The organism is Sphingobium sp. RC1, assembly GCF_059738765.1.
On the sequence record NZ_AP027306.1, the window covers coordinates 1,718,474 to 1,733,322 of the forward strand.

Sequence of the window (14,849 nt, forward strand, 5' to 3'; positions counted from 1 at the left end):
TTGATCCTTCTTACTCTGCTTCGTCGCGCGGCAGTTGCTGCGCGAGCCGGTCGATTTCCGGCAGGCTGGCGAGGAAAACATCGAGTGCTTCGGTCACCATCTGTTGGGCAGAACGGCCCGCGACGGCGCTTGCAAGGCGCAGCTTCAAATGACGATCCGCGTCCAGCCGCAGCGTGAAAGCAGCCTTGCGGCCCCTGGTTCCGGAACGGATGGCGGGGGCGATCGTCTTGACCGCTTCTTCCATGCGCTCGGCCAATTCCTCTCGCTCGACAACGACGGAAGGGATGGGCGCGGCTACCGGCGGCAGCGTCATCGGGGTAAGCCCGACAACGGCGCGAGGCTCGGCAGGCACCGGCTCAGGCTCAGTCACGTCGAAGCCCATGTCGTTCCAGCCCAGATCATCCTGCAGCAGCGCTGCCGTAGCCTGATGGCCAAAGCCCATGATGGGGCGGCGCATGGCAGGCTGAGCAGCACCCTTGCGGGCGAGAAGTCCGGAGGTCAGCGAAGCGAGTGGCTTGGGTTCGGCCATGATGTCTTCCCTCCCTTTACTGACCTACGACGCGGCGGCCGAAGCCACCGGTCGCTGGACGAACCGCACCGCTGGTGCCCGCCGTGCCGTTGGGCACCGAGAAGACCGTGCGACGGAAATTCTTTTCCAGGCGGTCGGAGACATAGGTCCACAATTGCGTGACCTCGCCCGCCGAACGGCCGTTGGGATCAACCTCCATCACCGTGCGGCCGTCGATCATCGATGCGGCGAAATCGGTGCGGTGATGCAGCGTCACGGGTGCGACAGTGCCATGCTGGGAGAGCGCCACGGCAGCTTCCGACGTGATCCGTGCCTTGGGCGTCGCGGCGTTGACCACGAAGATCAGCGGCTTGCCCGCCCGTTCGCACAGGTCCACCGTCGCACCGACAGCGCGCAGGTCATGAGGACTGGGACGGGTCGGCACCACGATCAGCTCGGCCACGGAAATGACGCTTTGAATGGCCATGGTGATCGCCGGGGGCGTATCGATGACGGCAAGTTTGAAGCCCTGCTGACGCAGAATTTCAAGATCGGCCGCGAGACGCGCGACCGTCGTCTGGGCGAAGGCGGGAAATTCAGCCTCTCGTTCATTCCACCAGTCGGCAAGGGACCCCTGGGGATCGATGTCGATCAGAACCACCGGGCCAGCGCCTGCCCTTTGCGCCTGAACGGCCAAGTGACCAGACAAGGTGGTCTTCCCCGATCCGCCTTTTTGCGATGCCAATGCGAGTATGCGCACGCGCGTTTCCCCCAGAAAATCCAATTGCCTGTTGGACTGCCACGACGGCACCTAAAAATTGGTTAACTTCGGCGCATCCTTCGAATGGAAGCATATTATGAAGAGTGCTTCTCCTAATGCTAAGCGAGCGTTAACCTTGTTCGCTCATAGGCGGGGGCTACGCTGTTCTTTCAGGAGCACATGCACATGAAGTACATCTGGGGCATCTTGGCCGCTGCAACGATGCTGAGTCTGGCGCCGCCTGCCCTTGCCGATGTAAAAGCCGGGGTCGATGCCTGGCAGCAGGGTGATTATGAAAAAGCCGTCAGCGTCTGGCGGCCGCTTGCGCAGGCAGGCGATCCCGATGCGCAATTCAACATGGGCCAGGCGAACAAGCTCGGACGCGGTGTCAAAGCCGACATGGCTGTCGCACTCGATTGGTATCGGAAGGCCGCCGCGCAGGGACACGTCCGGGCAGAGGACAATCTCGGCCTGCTGATGTTTCAGCAAGGGGAGCGGGCGAGCGCCCTTCCCTATCTTCAGCGATCGGCGGCCCGCGGCGAACCTCGCGCCCAATATATCGTTGGCACCGCCCTTTTTAACGGAGATCTGGCGACCAAGAACTGGCCCCGCGCCTATGCCCTGATGAGCCGGGCGTCGGCGGCGGGCCTGGGACAGGCGACGGCCAGCCTGAAGCAGATGGATAAATATATCCCTGATGATCAACGTCAGCAGGGGCTCGCGCTGGCGCGGGAGATGGGCCAGAACGAGGTAGCGGCGCTGGCGGAAGCCAATGGCCGATTGTCCACCATGCCCATTCTGCGCGAAGAAGCGCCGTCGATGGCGAGCGCCGATCTGCGACCTGCCCGCGCTCCGGAAAAGCCTGCGCCCGCCAAGCCATTGCCGAAGCCGAAATCTGAAGCACCCAAGGCCGCCTTAGCCGCCGCCCAAACGCCGAAACCAGTTGCTGAAAAGGCGAAGGCAACCAAGACGCCAGAGCCCAAGGTAGCTGCCAGCGGCCCCTGGCGCGTACAGCTAGGAGCGTTTAGCGAAGAGGCCCGCGCGCGCGCGCTTTGGACCAGTCTGCGCGGTAAAGTGGCTGGCCTGTCGGCCTATCAGCTTTTTCTGGTGAAAGGCGGCGCCATGACCAAGTTGCAGGCTGGGCCGTTGGCGAACAACGCGGAAGCGTCTCGGCTTTGCAGTGCCATCAAGGCGGCTGGTGCCGACTGCATGCCCCGGAAAATGTGACGAGGCGTAATACTGGCTCTTGGAAGTCAGGGATCAGCGCGCGATAACGGCCATATCCGATATGGAGCGCGCCATGGCCGTCGATAGTGAGCAGGGAAGTGCAACAGCGCTGGTCAGGGCCACGCTGGGTAATAGTGCTGCGGAGCAAGCGCTTGCGGCGCTTACGATCGCACCGCCTTTGCTGGCGGAAACCGGCCCCTATGTCTCTCGAGCAGCGCTTGCCATGGCCTTGAACGTCATTCTGTTTCACGGCCTACTGCAACGGGTTCCGAGCGGCGCTGCTTATGTGGCTGACAGGCTGGCCAGCGGCGGCAAGGTGGTGTTCGATCATGGAGCACTGCGGACGATCCGCCTGCCCCAAGGCCCCACGGGAGCTTTGCCCGCCGGGGAAGACGCTTTCACGCGTATCCTAAAGCCATTGGGCTACACGCTGGCTGGGGTTTATCCTCTGGACCGGCTGAAGATGACCGGGCGCGCTTATGCTCATGCCGACGCTCCCCACAACATTCCCCAATTCTTTGTTTCGGAATTGCATGTCGATCGGTTTGATGCCGAGTTTGCTACAGTCGCGGCAAGCGTTTTTGGTACGTCGCGTGATCCGCTCGATCCGGAAACGCTGACAGTATTGCGCGCCTATGAAGCGGGACAGCTCGTCCCCTTTGAGCGTGCGCGGACGGCCTTGCTGGTTCTGGTGTCCGCCTTCGATCGGCAGCACGATCCTGCCACGTTGGAAGATTATGAGCTGTTGCTATCGCAGTCGCCTGAAGCCGCATGGATCGCGACGGAGGGTAATGCCTTCAATCATGCTACCGACCGGGTGGCGGATGTCGCGGCCTTGGCCCAGCGGCTGAAAGCTGACGGATGGCCGATCAAGGATGATGTCGAAATTTCCCGCAATGGCCGCGTGAAACAGACCGCCCTTCGCGCAGACCCGGTCGAGCGGTTATTTGCCGGAAACAAAGTGCGGCAAGTCCCCGGTTCTTTCTACGAATTCATCAGCCGGGATGTCGATCCCGCAAGCGGGTTGCTCGACCTGTCATTCGACGCGGGGAACGCGACCGGAATTTTCGCGATGACCAGCGCCAATGGCTGAGTTCCTTTAACGGCTTGATCATGGGAGCGGCATAAGGCAACGGCTTTCCCGATCATTCGCGGAGGCTCCCTTTGAACAATCCGGTTATCCCATCATGGGTGCTGACGCTTGTCTGCTCCGACCGTGTGGGAATCGTTGCCGCGGTTAGCCAGTTCCTGGCGGAACGCGGATGCTTCATCACGGACAGCCAACAATATGCCGACAGGGAAGCGGGGCGCTTCTTCATGCGGGTGGCCTTTGAGGCAACCGATGGCCGGATCGCGGATACCGAGCAACTGCAAGGCGAGTTCGATGCCGTAGGCGCGCGCTTCGGCATGGACTGGCGTATCACCGCCGCGCAGGAAAAGCCGCGCATGCTGCTCGCCGTTTCCAAGGGCTCGCACTGTCTTGCCGACCTCCTGCACCGTTGGCAGACAGGGACGTTGGCCATCGACATCATGGGGGTGGTGTCGAACCATCCCGACATGCGCCGGATTACCGAGTGGCATGGCATCCCCTATCATGAGCTTCCGCCCAACGGGGATAAGGCGACGCAAGAAGCCGCTTTGCTGGACGTTTTCAGCCGATCACGATCGGATTATCTGATCCTCGCACGCTATATGCAGGTGTTGTCCGAAACGCTTGTGGAACAGCTCGAAGGACGTTGCGTCAACATCCATCACAGCTTCCTGCCAGGGTTCAAGGGCGCGCGGCCCTACCACCGGGCGCATGAGCGCGGCGTCAAACTGATCGGCGCGACGGCGCATTTCGTGACCGCCGACCTCGATGAAGGGCCGATCATCGAGCAAGCCGTGGAGCGCATCGACCATCGTGCCACGGCTGAAGACATGATCCGCATCGGCCGCGACATCGAGGCGCAGGTTCTGGCGCGGGCGGTCGGCTGGATCGCTGACCGCCGGGTGCTCCTGAATGGTGGCAAGACCGTCGTTTTCCGCTGATCAGATGCCGAGTTTCGCCCAAAAGTCTTCGGGCGCGATCACGGCATCAGCAGCGGCTCTGGGCTTCCGCGACCAGGATGAGTGTGGAATGTAGATGTCGCGCCCTGTGTCGCGAGGGCGTTTGCGGCGTGCAAGAATGGGTCGAGGGCTCATCGTCTTCTCCTTAAGCGGAGGAACACGAAACCTTGCGTGGTCGCATGGGGGCCGTGCGCTTTAGCCGTTGTTGACGCGGAGCAAGCTGTCATCCTTCAAAAGCCGCGGAGCCTTAAGCTCGAGCCCTTTTTACAATGCCGCTTTTGAAAGGAAACATAGTTTTGCTTTAACGGCAGTCGCTTACGCTTGCCGCTGTTACCGAGGTTCGATCAAAATAGAATGTCGTAGATAAACCAGCCCACAATGAGGAAGCTGGTGACGACACATATCCGATCGCCATAGATATCAATTCGCGACATCGCCGACATCCTTCCGCACGCGGCGATCTTTGTCGCCTGCGTGGACAGGATAACGCATCAAACCAGGAAAGGGAACAAAAAGTGCAGCGCCGATCAGGCGCTGACTAAGCCGCGATGACGCAGGAACGACTGGGTCGCCTCAACGGGACCCCGATAGGCCTCCTGAAATTCGGCGCTCCAATATTTAAGGTCGTCAAGATCGATACGTGCGCCCGACACCGCACAAAGGACGAACTGGCCCGGACGCACTATGTCGAAATGTGGCGTGTGATATTCCAACACCGCCAATCCCTGAATCTCCGCCATCAGTCGCCCGTCAAAATACGGTCTACGAGCTGCTTCACCGTCGGCACGAAACCGTTGGAATAGAAAGGATCCTGCTTGAACTTGTAAGCACCATGTCCGGCGAACAGGAGGTTCTTGTCCAGGTCCCCGCCATGCACCGCTTCTTGCAAGGATTTCTGAATGCAGAAGCTCCTTGGATCGGCAAGACGGCCGGTGGAGTTCGTCTCACTGTCCATCCAGCTAGAGAATGCGCACTGGCTGAGGCAGCCCATGCAGTCGGTCTGATCCTTGCGGATCTCCGCCCTTTCCTCTTCGGTGACGAATACCAGCGTGTTGTCGGGCGTCTTGAGAGCGGAGGTGAGGCCCTGCCCCACCCACTCGCGCGCCCGCAACAGGTCGCCCCGCGTCACCCAGAAATTCTTGCCCTTCACGCCTGCATCAAGCTGATGCGTGTGGTCGCCAGCCTGTTCCGTGCTGAACGGGATCTGGCGTTCCGACCGTGCCTCGAGCTGACGGAGGAAGGGGTTACGGATCGCCGAGCTGTAGAAGCCGGTCGGCGAAAAGCGATGAAGCAGCACGTCACCGGGTTCCAGCTGGGTCAGGCGTTCCTTCCAAAGCTGGGGGATGGGGCTTTCCTGCGTCAGCAGCGGGCGTGTGCCGAACTGAAACGCTATGGTGCCCAGTTCCGGATTGTCGATCCAGTCGTTCCAATCCTTGAGGTGCCAAACCCCGCCCGCCATGATGATCGGCACCTCGTCGGATATGCCGCCTTCGCGCATGGTTTCCCGAAGCGCCTTGACGCGCGGATAGGGATCCTGAGGCTCCCGAGGGTCTTCGGCATTGGAGAGGCCATTATGACCGCCCGCCAGCCACGGGTCCTCATACACCACCGCAGCCAGCCATTCGGAAGCCTTTGAATAGGCGCGCTTCCACAAGGCGCGAAAGGCACGGCCCGAACTGACGATCGGGAGGTAGCTCACGCCATAAGAGGCCGCGATCTCGCTGAGCTTGTAGGGCATGCCCGCGCCGCAAGTGACGCCAGCCACCATGCCCCTGGTCTTTTCCAGAACGCCGTGCAGCACGCGCTGCGCACCGCCCATTTCCCAGAGGACGTTGATGTTGATCGCGCCCTTACCACCAGCGATTTCGAAGGCGCGCTTCACCTGTTCAACCGCGCCATCGACGGCATAGGCGATCAGTTCTTCATGACGATCGCGGCGGGTTCGGCCGTGGTAGATCTGGGGAATGACATTGCCCATGCTGTCATAGCTGTCGGCATTGACGGCCGACACGGTGCCGATGCCGCCCGCAGCGGCCCATGCACCGGAACTGGCGTGATTGGAGACGGCCACGCCCTTCCCGCCCTCGACCAGCGGCCATACTTCACGACCACCATAGATGATGGGCTTCAAACCCTTGAACAACCTAATCTCCCGCGCAATAGCTGCTGGGTCACCCGTCGACTAAGCCCCGCTCTATAGCAGCTTTCACGACTGATGACGAATTTACGGCCGCGCCCTACCGCAAAATATGGGGGCTGGATAGTACCTGTCCATAAAGCGTCGCATAAGCATCCACCATTGCGGCCTCTTCGAAATCGCGTTGAGCCCGGTGCAGGTTCGCGTCACCCAGACGGTTGCGAAGCTCGGAGCTTGCTGCCAGCCGTCCTAGCGCGTCGGACAGCGCCGCCTCATCAAAGGCGATGAATGGCTGGTTTTCCGGCGCGACCATCTGAGCCACATCTCCGACATCGGTTGACGCCACCGGCAAGCGCGCGGCCATCGCTTCCACCAGCGAGATGGGGAATTGTTCACTGTCCGAGGACAGCGCAAAGATGTCGAGCAAGCCAATGAAACGCGAAGGATTGGGCAGAAACCCGGGCATGCATATGTCATCAAGCCCATGCCGCGCCGCTTCCGCCATGATCGGGTCGCGCTCAGGCCCTTCTCCGATGACTACCAGTTGCAGCTTATCACGGTGCGGCGCGACGGCGCGGACCAGCCGGGGGATATTCTTCACCGGACGCAAGCCGGCCAGCGTGCCGACAAGCAACTTGCCCGGTGAGCGCACCAGCCCTGGAATGGCGTCGGAAACGGGTTGAAGATATTGTGCGACGTCGATCCCGTTGCGGATCAAATGAACTTTCCGCGCAGGCTGATGCCACATCGCGCGGGCAATCTGATTGAGCCGGATGGACGGCACGACGACGGCCTGGGCGCGCTGGAGCGCCAGTCGGCGGTAGAGGTTGCGCCCCGTCTTGAGGCGCTCGGCCTCCTCGATGTTGAAGCCATCCTCATGATGGATCAACGGGGGCATCGGGAGAAAGGATGAGCAGAAACGATGGGCCATGACGGCATCCATCGCGCCCCAATTATAAGTAAGAACAAGGTCAAAGCTGGACATGAAGCGTCCCAATGCCCGGAAGCGGCCGGGGCCGGGACGGCCGGTGAGTTGCGGGGGAGCGGGGAAGCTGACATCTATTCCCGGCGCGATCGCCGATCGGGCGCCCATTGCTTCTGGCGCTGCGCTGACGATCGTGTGGCTGGCGCGGTTTCCCCACAGGTTCATCAGGCGGACGGCACGCGCTTCCTTGCCGCCGAGGGAAAAACTGCCGTGAACATGAAGAAGGCGGGGCGGCCGCCGAATAGTGTCAGCCATGCAGGACTCGGGCGAGTAGGCGGTCGATGGCGGCGGCGGCTTCCAGCTCGTCCAAAATGGGCGCGTGACCGACGTCGGGAACGGTCACGAGTTCAGCGCTCGAGCCCATATCTGCCAGCATGCGTTCGGCTGTTGAGGCGCTGATAACGTCGGAGTGTTCGCCGCGCAGAATCAATGAAGGAATGCCATGGAAGGAAGACATTACAGGCCACAGGTCGACCCCGGCCTCTCCTCCGGCCAAGCGGAGGGGCTCGGCTATGCGCATGTCATAGTCCAGCACGACGCGGCCTCCGCTGTTGAGGCGGTACAGGCGCTTGGCCATGGCTAGCCATTGTTCGAGGCCATAGCGGGGATAGATGTCGCGGTTCGCCTCTTCGAGGGCGCGTGCGGCCTGGACCCAGCTTTGATGTGATTGGCCAACGCCCACATAGGTGCGGATGCGGTCCAGCCCCGCCTGCTCGAGCTTCGGCCCCACGTCGTTCAAGAGCGCACCGGCCAGCCATTCGCGGTGAGTCGCGGCGATCAACATGGTGATGAGGCCGCCGAGCGAAGTGCCGATCGCGACGAAGCGGGTGATGGCAAGGTCGGCGAGAAGGCGGCTGATGTCCTGCAAATAGGTCAGCGGGACATAGGTCATCGGGTCCTTGGCCTGCGCGCTTTCGGCCCGGCCGCGCATGTCGGGGCAGATGAGGCGCCAATCACCCGCTAGACGATCGGCCAGGGGTTCAAAATCGCGCGCGTTGCGGGTCAGGCCGGGCAGGCAGAGCAGTGGTGGGCGACCATCTTCACCGCCGCCATAATCGCGATAATGGAGCCGGAGGCCGTCGGGAGACCACCAATAGCCGTCGGTGAAGCTGGTCAACGGTCGTGCGCCCTCAAATAAATGTCCAGCGGTTGCAACTTCCTGCCCCGCTCCCCCATATCGCCGCATGGACAAATCCTCGCAAGCAAACAGATACAATCCGGCAAAGGAAATCTTCGGATTACAGCCGGATTTCGCCGATGAGGTCGCCCCAGCCGACTTCCCGCAGACGATTTTACGATACCGTAACGACCGGGCCGCAGCCAGCGTGGGGTTGGAAACGCTGAGCGATAAGGAGTGGATTCGTCATTTCGGGCGATTTAACCCCCTGCCCGGCAACCTGCCCCAGCCCTTGGCGCTGCGTTATCATGGACATCAGTTCCGAACCTACAATCCCGACATAGGCGACGGCCGAGGTTTCCTGTTCGCGCAGTTGCGGGATGATGCTGGACGGATTCTGGATCTGGGGACGAAGGGGTCGGGGCAAACGCCCTATAGCCGTTTCGGCGATGGCCGCCTGACGTTGAAAGGCGGGGTTCGCGAGATATTGGCCACCGAAATGCTCGAAGCGCTGGGCGTCAACACGTCAAAGACCTTCTCGCTGATCGAGACTGGCGAGGCGCTGGAGCGCAATGACGAGCCCTCCCCCACCCGCGCGGCCGTGATGGTGCGGCTTAGCCATTCGCACATCCGCATTGGGTCGTTCCAGCGCGCCGCCTATTTCGATGACAAGCCCCTGTTGGAGCGGCTGACCGATTATTCGCTGCGGTTGCTTTATGACGAGGAGCCGGGGAACCACGCCCCCGCGCAATTGCTTGGACGCGTGGTCGAACGGACGGCCGATCTGGCGGCAAGCTACATGGTTGCAGGGTTTGTGCATGGCGTGCTGAACAGCGACAATATCAATGTGACGGGCGAGAGCTTCGACTATGGGCCGTGGCGCTTCACGCCCTTGTGGGAGCCAGGCTTTACGGCGGCCTATTTCGATCATGCCGGACTTTATGCCTTTGGGCGACAAGCAGAGGCGATCCATTGGGACGTGGCGCAGCTGGCTGTCTCCTTGCGCCCATTGGTCGCGGCCGAGCCGTTGATCGAGCAGTTGGAGCGGTTTCCCGAGCTGTTCGGGCAGGCGATGGTTCGGCGCTTTTGCTGGCGGCTGGGTGTCGCGCCTTCAGGAGAGGCGGACGCGATGATCCAGGCGGCCGTCAATGGCATGGCCGCGAGTGAGACGCCGATCGACCGTTTTTTCCACGATTGGCGTGGTGGAGAGCCGCGTGACGGGGCGGACTATTCAGGTGAGGCATGGACTCCGTTCCGTGAGGCTGTTGCGGGGATGGAGGCAAGTGGCGGCAGGGAGCATGACTATTGGAGCGATACGGCACCCTGTTCGATGCATATCGACGAGGTTGAGGCGATCTGGAGCTCCATTGCCGAGCGGGATGACTGGTCGCTGTTGCAGGAGAAGGTGGCCGTGGTTCGGCGGATGGGTGAGGCTATGGGAAGTGGGCCGGAGGTGCCTTGAGGCCGGTGAGTTATAGAAAGGCGGCGCGTGTGAGCCACTGCGCTCGCTCCCCCTCTCCCCCGCCCTCTCCCCGGTGGGGAGAGGGCGCTTTTTCTTGTTTTCGCGCGGCTGGGGTGCCCCTTCCCTAATGGGCTGTTATCCGCCATATCGGCTGTATGTCCGCGACGCTGACTTCGATTGAACCCGCCACTGGCGCACTGTTGTGGCAGGGGACTGCCAGCGATGTAGAGGCGGAGGTCGCAAGGGTCAGGACCGCTTGGCCCTCATGGGCTGCACAACCGATTTCCTATCGCATCGAGACGCTTCGTCGTTTCGTCAATGTCGTGCGCGCCAATGAAGAGGCGTTGGGCGACCTGATCGCGCGGGAGACGGGAAAGCCGCTTTGGGACACACGAACCGAAGTCACGGCCGTGATGAACAAGGTCGACATTTCGGTGGCCGCTTATTCCGAGCGGACGGGGCAACGGCGGTTGGAATCGGCAATGGGTGCCCGCCAGTCGGTGCGGCACAAACCGCATGGCGTCATGGCGGTGTTAGGCCCCTATAATTTCCCTGCCCATCTGCCCAATGGCCATATCATTCCTGCCCTGCTGGCCGGGAATGGCGTGCTGTTCAAACCGTCCGAAAAGACGCCAGCGGTGGGCGAAATGCTTGTGCGTTTCTACCATGAGGCGGGCGTGCCGCAGGATGTCGTGCGGCTGGTGCTGGGCGGGCCGGATGAGGGTAAGGCGCTTGCGGCCCATGCCGACGTGAACGGCATTTTATTTACCGGGTCGGCATCAACGGGCCTGGCGATCAATCGGCAGTTCGCCAGCAATCCGGGCAAGATATTGGCGCTGGAAATGGGCGGGAATAATCCGATCGTCGTCTGGGACACCGGCGATATCGCCAGCGCCGCCGTCCTGGTGGTGCAGTCGGCTTTTCTGTCGAGCGGCCAACGCTGCACGGCTGCGAGCCGATTGATCGTCAAGGAAGAGCTGGCCGACCTGTTGATCGGTGAGGTCAAGAAGATCGCCGACCGGCTGATCGTTGATCATCCGCATGCCGACCCTGCCCCCTTCATGGGACCGGTCATCGACAATCATGCGGCGGACCAACTGACCGAAAGCTTCCTTTATCTGATGAGCCATGGCGGGCGGCCAATAAAGCATCTGGTGCGCCTGTCGGAAGACAGGCCGTTGTTGAGCCCAGCGATCATCGACGTGACCGCGATGACGGAACGGCCCGACGTGGAGCTATTCGGGCCGTTGTTACAGGTAATCCGCGTTCCCGATTTCCCGGCCGCAATCGCGGAGGCGAACAATAGCCGTTATGGCCTGTCGGCCTCCCTGATCGGCGGATCGCCTGAGCAATATAATCAGTTTTGGGCGAATATCCGGGCGGGCATTGTCAACTGGAACCGGCCGACCAACGGCGCTTCGTCCTCGGCGCCCTTTGGCGGTCAGGGCATTTCGGGCAATCATCGGCCGAGCGCTTTTTATGCGGCGGATTATTGTGCTTACCCTGTTTCATCGGCGGAGATCGAGCAGCCACGGGCATCGATCGGAATTGGACTGAAGGAAGTGGATGTCAGTGGGATGGGGGATTGAGGGAATTATCCCGGCGTCCTTCCAGCCATTTCTGACGTCATGCTAGCGAAAGGCGTAAGCTGGCAACTCAGCACAAGGGATCAAATGGTCATCGCGTCATCCCAGCTTCCGTTGGGATGACGCGATGTCGATGTCTATCTCGCCCAACCGAGGTCGGCTCAGTCTATCAGAACACAGGCTGATTAGCCGGGTCTTCCGGATCAACCACGGGCGCCGGGATAGGCGTCACGGGCGTGTGAATGCCGCATTCCACCTTGTCCCAACCGCGCCAGCGTCCTGCGCGCGGGTCTTCACCCGGCAGCACCTTCGACGTGCACGGCTCGCAGCCTACCGACAGATAACCCTGCGCCTCCAGCGGATGGCGCGGCAGGTCATGCTCCGCGAAATAGGCTTCCAGATCGTCCTTCGCCCAATCACCCAGTGGATTAATCTTCAGGCGGCCGTCTTCCACCTCGAAACGCGGCATATTCTGGCGCGTGGTGGATTGAAAAGCCTTGCGCCCAGAAATCCACGCGTCCAGCCCGTCCTTGGCGCGCTGCATCGGCTCGACCTTGCGGATGTCGCAGCATCCATCCGGATCATAGGACCAGCGCAGGCCCGTCTCGTCCTTCTTCGCCAGCACTTCCGCATTGGGAGTGACCGACCGGCTGTCGGAAAAACCCATCCGGCTGATGAGCGTATCGCGATAGTTCAGCGTTTCCGCGAACATCTTGAGCGTATCAACGAAGATCACCGGCACGCTCTTGTCCGCCCGCGCCACCAGATCGAGCAGCACGGCACTTTCCGTACCGAAGGAAGACACAACCGCCACCTTGCCTGCCAGACCTTCGGCAAAGACGGTCTTGAGCATCGTCAATGCATCCACGCCTTCGAAACGCGCGTTCAGCGCGTCCGCGTCGGCCTGCGTGAAGGCAGGGCGGGCGTCGATTACGTCAAGCTGGCGGGCAGGTTCAGCCATATATACTCTCCGGGTGCCGCTTCGCCCAAACCGGGCTGCGGCCATCGACGGTCTTTTGATAGACGTCGGCATAGCGATTAAGGGCGCGATCGACGGCGGCATCGTCCAGCGCCTTGTCGGGGCGGAAGCTATCGAAGCCGCAGCGGCGCATCGCGTTGATCTGATCGACCAGCACATCGCCCACCGCGCGCAGTTCACCCTGATAACCGGCCTCGCGCAGGATACGGGCGGCCGAATAACCGCGCCCGTCGCCATAGGCGGGGAAGTTCACCTCAACCAGCGACAGCCGGTCGAGATAGGGCAGCAACTCGCGCGCATCCTCGCCCGCTTCGATCCGCACGGCAGTCGAATTGGACTGGCCGGTGAAGGATTCGACCGTCACGGCAGGTTCCTGCGCGGCTTCACCGTCGCGGAAAGACAGGAACTCAACCATAGATCGCCTCCTTGAAGGGCTTCATGCCAAGACGGCGATAGGTGTCGAGGAAGCGTTCGCCTTCCTGACGTTCGGCAAGATAGAGGTCGGTGACCTTCTCGATGGCATCCACGACGCCATCTTCGGAAAAGCCCGGCCCCGTGATCTGGCCGACGGCAGCATCCTGCGCGCCGGAACCGCCAAGCGACAGCTGGAAATTCTCCACGCCCTTACGATCCACGCCCAGCACGCCGATATGACCGGCATGATGGTGGCCGCAGGCGTTGATGCAGCCGGAAATCTTGACCTTCAGCTCGCCCAGTTCCTTCTGGCGGCCGGCGTCGGCGAACCGTTCCGAAAGCTTCTGCGCCAGCGGGATCGATCGCGCATTAGCAAGGCTGCAATAGTCCAGGCCCGGGCAGGCGATGATGTCGCCGATCAGGTCAAGATTGGCCTCCGCTAGCCCAGCCCCGTCCAGCTTCTGCCAGATGGCATAAAGGTCCGCCTTTTTCACATGCGGCAGGACGAGGTTCTGCGCATGGGTCACGCGCAGTTCGTTCAGCGAATGGTGTTCGGCGAGGTCCGCCACCAACTCGATCTGCTCGGCCGAAGCATCGCCCGGAATGCCGCCGCGCGGCTTCAGGCTGATGTTGACGATCGCATAGCCCGGCTGCTTGTGCGCCGCGACCTGCCGGTCCACCCACAGGGCGAAGGCCGGGTCGCTACGGTCGATCTCGTCGCTCAGACCCTGATCATAAGTCGGGTTGGCGAAGAAGGGCCGGATGCGGTCCAGCTCCTCGCGCGGCGGGTTCAGGCCCAGTTCCCGCATGTGCGCAAACTCTTCCTCGACCTGACGCTTATATTCCTCGACGCCCAGCTCATGGACCAGGATCTTGATCCGTGCCTTGTACTTGTTGTCGCGGCGGCCGTAGCGATTATAGACGCGCAGGCACGCTTCCAGATAAGGCACGATCTCATCTTCGGTCACGAAGTCCTTGATAAGAGGCCCAACCATCGGCGTACGGCCCATGCCGCCACCGGCATAGACTTCCGCACCAATCTGCCCATCGCGCGACACCAGCTTCAGGCCGATATCGTGAAGCCGCATCGCCGCGCGATCCTCTTCGCTGGCGATCACCGCAATCTTGAACTTGCGCGGCAGATAGGTGAATTCCGGATGGAAGGTCGACCATTGGCGCAGCAGCTCGGCCCAAGGGCGCGGGTCCGTCACCTCATCAGCGGCGACGCCCGCATATTGGTCGGAGGAGATGTTGCGGATGCAATTGCCGCTCGTCTGGATGGCATGCATCTCAACCGTTGCCAGCTCGGCGAGGATGTCGGGCGCGTCGGCCAGCTTTATCCAATTATATTGCAGGTTCGTGCGCGTGGTGAAGTGGCCATAGCCCTTGTCATATTTGCGCGCGATCTCACCCAGCTTCCGCATCTGCGGCGCGTTCAGCGTGCCATAAGGAATGGCGACGCGCAGCATATAAGCGTGAAGCTGGAGATAGAGGCCGTTCATCAAACGCAGCGGCTTGAACTGGTCTTCGGTCAGTTGCCCGGCCAGGCGGCGTTGCACCTGATCGCGAAATTCCTCAACGCGGGCGTCCACGATGGACTGGTCATAGCTGTCATAACGATACAT

General features: G+C 61.5%; 14 protein-coding genes. 5 read left to right on the forward strand and 9 right to left on the reverse strand.

The window, feature by feature from the left end; all coding sequences use genetic code 11:
* Window positions 1-10: 10 nt before the first annotated feature.
* Both AC6JBC_RS08455 and AC6JBC_RS08460 read right to left on the reverse strand, forming a co-directional pair.
* Window positions 11-529, reverse strand: a complete 519-nt coding sequence (locus tag AC6JBC_RS08455; protein ID WP_498023809.1) for a hypothetical protein — start codon at window positions 527-529, stop codon at window positions 11-13.
* Window positions 530-545: 16 nt separating this feature from the next.
* Complete coding sequence (locus tag AC6JBC_RS08460) at window positions 546-1,268, reverse strand: AAA family ATPase (RefSeq protein ID WP_449472118.1); 723 nt, start codon at window positions 1,266-1,268, stop codon at window positions 546-548.
* Between the two features lie 180 nt (window positions 1,269-1,448).
* Here AC6JBC_RS08460 and AC6JBC_RS08465 point away from each other — a divergent pair, with 180 nt between their 5' ends.
* The 3 genes from AC6JBC_RS08465 (at window position 1,449) to purU (ending at window position 4,526) form a co-directional block, all read left to right on the forward strand.
* The gene (locus AC6JBC_RS08465; protein ID WP_498023810.1) at window positions 1,449-2,495 is read left to right on the forward strand and encodes an SPOR domain-containing protein; all 1,047 of its coding nucleotides are present in this window, start codon (window positions 1,449-1,451) and stop codon (window positions 2,493-2,495) included.
* A gap of 73 nt (window positions 2,496-2,568) precedes the next feature.
* Entirely contained in the window at window positions 2,569-3,588 is a 1,020-nt protein-coding gene (locus tag AC6JBC_RS08470) for a 2-oxoadipate dioxygenase/decarboxylase family protein (RefSeq protein ID WP_498023811.1), read from the forward strand.
* A gap of 71 nt (window positions 3,589-3,659) precedes the next feature.
* Window positions 3,660-4,526, forward strand: coding sequence for a formyltetrahydrofolate deformylase (gene purU, locus AC6JBC_RS08475; protein ID WP_498023812.1), 867 nt, complete (start codon window positions 3,660-3,662; stop codon window positions 4,524-4,526).
* 545 nt (window positions 4,527-5,071) lie between these two features.
* Here purU and AC6JBC_RS08480 read toward each other — a convergent pair.
* From AC6JBC_RS08480 to AC6JBC_RS08495, 4 genes are all read right to left on the reverse strand, one after another.
* Entirely contained in the window at window positions 5,072-5,284 is a 213-nt protein-coding gene (locus tag AC6JBC_RS08480) for a DUF2093 domain-containing protein (RefSeq protein ID WP_498023813.1), read from the reverse strand.
* Window positions 5,284-6,687: an NAD(P)H-dependent flavin oxidoreductase gene (locus tag AC6JBC_RS08485; protein WP_498023814.1), complete on the reverse strand. Its 1,404-nt coding sequence runs from the start codon at window positions 6,685-6,687 to the stop codon at window positions 5,284-5,286. Before AC6JBC_RS08485 ends, AC6JBC_RS08480 begins: the two co-directional genes overlap by 1 nt.
* 94 nt (window positions 6,688-6,781) lie before the next feature.
* Window positions 6,782-7,921: a glycosyltransferase family 4 protein gene (locus tag AC6JBC_RS08490; RefSeq protein WP_498023815.1), complete on the reverse strand. Its 1,140-nt coding sequence runs from the start codon at window positions 7,919-7,921 to the stop codon at window positions 6,782-6,784.
* On the reverse strand, window positions 7,914-8,783 hold the full coding sequence (locus AC6JBC_RS08495; RefSeq protein ID WP_498023816.1) for an alpha/beta fold hydrolase: 870 nt from the start codon (window positions 8,781-8,783) through the stop codon (window positions 7,914-7,916). Before AC6JBC_RS08495 ends, AC6JBC_RS08490 begins: the two co-directional genes overlap by 8 nt.
* 67 nt (window positions 8,784-8,850) lie before the next feature.
* On the opposite strand from AC6JBC_RS08495, the gene AC6JBC_RS08500 reads away from it, so the two are divergent.
* Both AC6JBC_RS08500 and astD read left to right on the forward strand, forming a co-directional pair.
* Window positions 8,851-10,245 carry a protein adenylyltransferase SelO gene (locus tag AC6JBC_RS08500; RefSeq protein ID WP_498023817.1) on the forward strand — a complete coding sequence of 465 codons (1,395 nt, stop codon included), beginning with the start codon at window positions 8,851-8,853 and terminating at the stop codon, window positions 10,243-10,245.
* A 155-nt stretch (window positions 10,246-10,400) separates the two neighbouring features.
* Complete coding sequence (gene astD, locus AC6JBC_RS08505; protein WP_498023818.1) at window positions 10,401-11,834, forward strand: succinylglutamate-semialdehyde dehydrogenase; 1,434 nt, start codon at window positions 10,401-10,403, stop codon at window positions 11,832-11,834.
* Between the two features lie 166 nt (window positions 11,835-12,000).
* On the opposite strand, the gene AC6JBC_RS08510 is transcribed toward astD, so the two are convergent.
* From AC6JBC_RS08510 to AC6JBC_RS08520, 3 genes are read right to left on the reverse strand one after another with little or no spacing between them, the layout of a single operon-like run.
* Window positions 12,001-12,792 (reverse strand): phosphoadenylyl-sulfate reductase, encoded by a 792-nt coding sequence (locus tag AC6JBC_RS08510; RefSeq protein ID WP_464788912.1) that lies wholly within the window; start codon window positions 12,790-12,792, stop codon window positions 12,001-12,003.
* The gene (locus tag AC6JBC_RS08515) at window positions 12,785-13,225 is read right to left on the reverse strand and encodes a DUF934 domain-containing protein (RefSeq protein WP_498023819.1); all 441 of its coding nucleotides are present in this window, start codon (window positions 13,223-13,225) and stop codon (window positions 12,785-12,787) included. Before AC6JBC_RS08515 ends, AC6JBC_RS08510 begins: the two co-directional genes overlap by 8 nt.
* Window positions 13,218-14,849: a nitrite/sulfite reductase gene (locus AC6JBC_RS08520; protein ID WP_498023820.1), complete on the reverse strand. Its 1,632-nt coding sequence runs from the start codon at window positions 14,847-14,849 to the stop codon at window positions 13,218-13,220. Before AC6JBC_RS08520 ends, AC6JBC_RS08515 begins: the two co-directional genes overlap by 8 nt.